General features: G+C 64.5%; 3 protein-coding genes. All 3 read left to right on the forward strand.

Annotated elements, in window-relative coordinates; translation table 11 throughout:
* Positions 1-25 precede the first annotated feature (25 nt).
* Complete coding sequence (locus Y705_RS0111155) at positions 26-349, forward strand: aldo/keto reductase (RefSeq protein ID WP_049822632.1); 324 nt, start codon at positions 26-28, stop codon at positions 347-349.
* A 10-nt stretch (positions 350-359) separates the two neighbouring features.
* Entirely contained in the window at positions 360-1,403 is a 1,044-nt protein-coding gene (locus Y705_RS0111160) for an aldo/keto reductase (RefSeq protein WP_026532912.1), read from the forward strand.
* A gap of 341 nt (positions 1,404-1,744) precedes the next feature.
* Positions 1,745-2,512 (forward strand): VldE C-terminal domain-containing protein, encoded by a 768-nt coding sequence (locus tag Y705_RS0111165; protein WP_026532913.1) that lies wholly within the window; start codon positions 1,745-1,747, stop codon positions 2,510-2,512.
* Positions 2,513-3,608: the final 1,096 nt, after the last annotated feature.

Consider the following 3,608-nt stretch of genomic DNA (forward strand, 5'->3'; position numbering starts at 1 on the left):
CCCCGCCGGGCGTAGCATGAGCTCCATGTCCGAACGAGATTCCACGCAGCCCACCACCTCCCTCGGCCGCACCGGAGTGGAGGTCAGCCGCCTCTGCCTCGGCACCATGATGTTCGGGAACTGGGGGAACAAGGACCACCAGGAATCCATTCGGATCATCCGCCATGCGATCGATTCGGGGATCAACTTCTTCGACAGCGCCGATATCTACGCGTACGGGGAGTCGGAGGAGATCCTCGGGCAGGCGATCGCCCAGCACGGCCGCCGCGAGGACCTGGTGATCGCCGGGAGATACCTCCCGGCTCCGGGCCATGTCCGGAACCTCCGGCACCGCCCCCGCCGGGCGTAGCATGAGCTCCATGTCCGAACGAGATTCCACGCAGCCCACCACCTCCCTCGGCCGCACCGGAGTGGAGGTCAGCCGCCTCTGCCTCGGCACCATGATGTTCGGGAACTGGGGGAACAAGGACCACCAGGAATCCATTCGGATCATCCGCCATGCGATCGATTCGGGGATCAACTTCTTCGACAGCGCCGATATCTACGCGTACGGGGAGTCGGAGGAGATCCTCGGGCAGGCGATCGCCCAGCACGGCCGCCGCGAGGACCTGGTGATCGCCACCAAGTTCTTCAACGGGATGAAGCAACAACCGAATTACCGCGGCGGGNCCCGCCGATGGATCATGAGGGCCGTCGAAGACTCGCTGCGGCGTCTGGGCACCGACTACATCGACCTGTACCAGATGCATCGACCGGATGAGCACACCGACGTCGAAGAGACGCTCGGGGCGCTGGATGATCTGGTCCGGCAGGGCAAGGTGCGCTATATCGGCTCCTCGACCTTCCAGCCCTCCCAGGTGGTCGAGGCGCAATGGGCCTCACGCCAGAACCACACCGCGCGCTTCGTGACGGAGCAGCCGCCCTACTCCATGCTCGTGCGTGGAATCGAGGCTGACCTTCTTCCGACCACCCACCGGCACAGAATGGGGACCCTCGTGTGGAGTCCGCTGGCCGGTGGCTGGCTGAGCGGGAAGTACCGCAAGGGCCGGGACCTTCCCTCCACGCGCCGCGGTTCGCAGAAGGAGGCCCCCGACCTGGCTGACCCGAAGATCGCGGCCAAGCTCGACGCGGCGGATCAGCTCGGAGCCTTGGCGGACGACCTTGGCGTTCCGCTCGTCCACCTGGCTCTGGCGTTCGTGCTCCGGCATCCGGCGGTCACGAGTGCGATCATCGGACCCCGCACCATGGAGCAGCTCGAGTCGCAGCTCGATGCTGCCTCCGTGGAACTCGACCAGGCGACGCTGGACCGGATCGACGAGATCGTCCCGCCCGCCACCAACGTGAATCCCGACGACGCAGGCTTCAGCAACTACTGGCTCGACCCTGAGCGCCGCCGTCGTTGACCGAGGCGGCCCCCGGGCCCCTGATGCTCGTTTCATGAAAACAGGGCGAACATCCGCAGTGCCCGTTCCTGCGCAGGATGATCGCACGCTTCGTCGTTCGGAGAAGTCATCCCAGTGGTAGGGGAGTGGGGCCGACCCCGGCCACGTGGGAACTATCGACCCCAACCGTCGATTAAACCTTCAGCAGTTCCTCCTCTCTGACAGCTGGAGCGCTGCCATTCAATGAAAGGGGACGTCATCGTCAACAGAATCGCCGAACTCTGCGCTGGAATCCCGCCCAGGCTCCTGGGGCCACCGTCACCGGCACCCATGAGACCGTCGTGCGGCACGCGCGTGCACTCATGACGGAGAATGAGACGCAGGGAGGCCGGCGCCGCCCGCTTCGGCTGCTCCTGGGCCTTCTCCTGCTCGGGATGCTCGCGTCGGCGCTGGTGCTTCTCGGGCCCGGCTCACTGAGCGGCCTGCGCGCCGAGGGCGGTTCGCTGCTGCAGCGCCCGGAGTGCGTCGTCGAAACCTCCGAGGGAGAGGTCGAGCTCGACCGGGAGAAAGCGCAGCTGGCCACGACGGCTGTGGCGCTCCTGGCCCGTGGGATGGAGGCCCCGGACACCTCCGGCATCGATGAGGCTGTGCTTCAGCAATTGGCCGAGGGTCCTTCCGTAGACGCCGGCCCCAGTCTGAGCTGCCGGGGCTCAGCAGCCACCGACCTACAGGTGCAGCAGCTGACCGGCACCGGCTTGACCCCGCGCGCTGAGCGGCTGCGCGAGGCGATGACCGAGGTATTCGGTGACCAGAGCCTGGGCGGGTTCGCCCCGGGGGGAGTCGGTCAGGGGCATGGCGCTGATTCGACGCACTACGATGGCCGGGCCATCGACATCTTCTTCCGTCCGGTGACCGAGGAGAACCGGCGCGAGGGGTGGATGCTGGCCCACTGGCTCGTCGCCCATGCCGAGGACCTGGACATCCAGTACGTGATCTTCGACGACCGGTTCTGGAGCGTCCACACCTCTAGCGGGCGGTGGCACGATTACGACGCCCCTGAGCCCGGCAACGAAATTCTGCGGCATCTCGACCACGTGCACGTGGACGTACTGGGCGGAGGCTCCGACTGATACGTTACGTAAAATACATCCTCGAGCAGGACTGCTTGACGGAACAAGGAGGACGCTCTCGAGCGCTCCATGCAAGCACCAGGGGAGCACGAAGGACTGTGTCCGGTCTCACTGGAGCTGGCGACCCTTGCAACCTCTGACAAGGGTCGATGCCAACTCAATTGAGACGGAGCCGCGAGATTCGTCTCAATGTACATGGCATTTCCAGACTGCTGTTCGAGTCCACACCACAGCGGTGCCCGTGAGCTTGCTTTAGTCCCAGCCACCTTCGAGGTGGGTTCACGTTGCCCGGGGTCTGAAGCTTTCGCCTCCTACGACAGGCTTGTCGGTTGCAGATGAAGAGTCGAGGGGCGATCCGGAACCTTCACCAACGAAAACCACGACTTGGCGTGTGCTCCACTAGGTCACCCCGCATCTGGACGCTCCATGGTTCGTCTGATACCTGCTTTCCGCTGGCGGCGCCGACCGAATTTCCGATTGCCGACTCATGGACAGTTCCCTCTCGTCGGTCTCGACGTGAACTTCACATGGCTGAGCAACGAATCGCGATTACTCACCGACCTGTGACGAATAGCGGTTCGACCGCCAGGGACCCGGTGTCGGTCGATCTCAAGAGGACGGCATTGCCCTCCCGGTTCAGCTCCTTGCCAAGGACATGCACTCGCGTCTCAGTGCCCTCGGCATGCGTCATCGAATGCTGTCGGCGTTGATGCCAATGGCCGCAAAACACCACAGGTGGCCGGAGGCGTTCGATGACGGAGTCCAGCAACCGCCTTGTTTCCTCAGCTCGCTCCGCAATGTGCGGGGGCAGGTCGAATTCGCCCTTCATAGGAACGGAGGCCGGTACATCGTGGGCGAGCAAGACATCGACGGGCCCGCCTGCGATGAGATGCTCGGCTTCCTCCTGCGTGGGTTCCTCCTTGGGCCACTAGTTTTTTCCTGCTCTGCGCCAGCCTTGGTCGACGCTGTAGGCGCCCCCCGAGAGCGCCAATCACGAGACCATGGACGGTGGTGCGGCTACCGCGGGGAAGTATTCGGATCTGCTCCGTGAACTGGGCGGTACCGTCTTCGAGTACCGGCAGTTTCTGGATGGTGC

This window comes from Arthrobacter sp. H41 (assembly GCF_000520535.1).
GTDB lineage: Bacteria > Actinomycetota > Actinomycetes > Actinomycetales > Micrococcaceae > Arthrobacter_D.

Excerpts from the sequence above, each read along its gene's own strand:
- Y705_RS0111155 (WP_049822632.1), top strand. The coding sequence starts at position 26 with ATGTCCGAACGAGATTCCACGCAGCCCACCACCTCCCTCGGCCGCACC.
- Y705_RS0111165 (WP_026532913.1), top strand. The coding sequence starts at position 1,745 with ATGACGGAGAATGAGACGCAGGGAGGCCGGCGCCGCCCGCTTCGGCTG.